The following is a 1,297-nucleotide window of genomic DNA, read 5'->3' as shown; positions in this document are numbered from 1 at the left end:
CAGTAGAAATGTATCATTGCGCTTAAACCGTAGCTAAAATCAGAATTCCTAAATTATATTTATATAAAATTTTAAACATCTGAACTCTGGCTAACTATGAAAAGACCTATAGATAACAACGTATATAATTAATGGCTAGTTTTAGCTTGCTTACGAAAATCTTTGCAGATTTTCTATTCGGTTTTTATTTGCTAAATTAGGTGCTGAAACACGCCACTAATCATATACAAGACCGTTGTGCGCAAGCTAAAAAAACACCGTAACTAAATGACAAACAGTACAATTGATATAAATGAATCTACTATAAAAAATTATGTGGAATCGCTACGACCTGAAAATCTTGAAATTCGAGAACAAGTAGATATTGGATATTCTTTTGATGGAAAAGTTGTAATATTATTTGAAATAAGACCAGATTGGAACGATGCTAATAAGAAACAACAGCTTGACTTTGCAAAAATCCGATACTATAAGTCCCGAAAAGAATGGAATCTATATTGGATGCGAGCAAGTGGAAAATGGGAGATTTACGAACCGTTTCCCGAATCTACTCATTTAGATAAAATAATAGAAATAATAAAAGAAGATAAACACGCTTGTTTTTTTGGATAATATAAAACAACATATCGTTAAACAAATAGCGCAAGAATTAGATTGCGGATTTGACTGTTATTACAATTCTAAAACTGACGAAATTGTTGCAATTCCTAATTTTGCCCAATTTTCGGACGAGGAAGATTTTAAAGAAGCTTTTAGTGACAGTTTAGAAAAAGTAGAAAAACATAAAACGGATTTTATAAAATTTGAGACTTTAGAAAGTTTTGAGTCGTTTAAAATTATGGAGCTTTTTGCTGAGCAATTATCTGACCAAAATCTAAAGACGGAATTGCAAAATGTTTTAGCAAATAAAAAGCCATTTCAGAGTTTTAAGCATAAAATTGAGCATTCTGAATTTAGACAAAGTTGGTTTGAATTTAAGAAAAGTGAGTTGGAAAAAATAGTAGAAAATCAATTAGATAGCGGAAAAGCCAGCGCACAACACCGTATATAATTTATGGCTAGTTCTTGCCTGCTTACGAAAACCCTCGCGGATTTTCTATTCGGTTTTTATTTGCTAAATTAGGTGCTGAAACACGCAACAAACCATATACAAAACCGTTATCTATAAGTTACTCACCAACAAAAATTATTGGAAAATCTATAAGTCTGAACTTCCAACAAGGGAATAATTACTCAGATGAATAATGTAATCTGAAAAACGTTACGGATTGGATTCTGTTTGATTTTATAAACTAAG

Annotated in this window: 2 protein-coding genes; both read left to right on the top strand. The window is 31.1% G+C overall.

Going from position 1 to position 1,297, the window contains the following annotated elements:
* Positions 1 to 267: 267 nt before the first annotated feature.
* Positions 268 to 612, top strand: a complete 345-nt coding sequence (locus tag ACVCZW_RS03685) for a DUF3024 domain-containing protein (RefSeq protein ID WP_267149567.1) — start codon at positions 268 to 270, stop codon at positions 610 to 612.
* On the top strand, positions 605 to 1,051 hold the full coding sequence (locus ACVCZW_RS03680; protein ID WP_452231672.1) for a UPF0158 family protein: 447 nt from the start codon (positions 605 to 607) through the stop codon (positions 1,049 to 1,051). The genes ACVCZW_RS03685 and ACVCZW_RS03680 overlap by 8 nt, the downstream gene beginning before the upstream one ends.
* Positions 1,052 to 1,297: the final 246 nt, after the last annotated feature.

The sequence above is a fragment of the Lacinutrix sp. MEBiC02595 genome (assembly GCF_053601555.1).
This window is presented reverse-complemented; position numbering and strand designations above follow the sequence as displayed.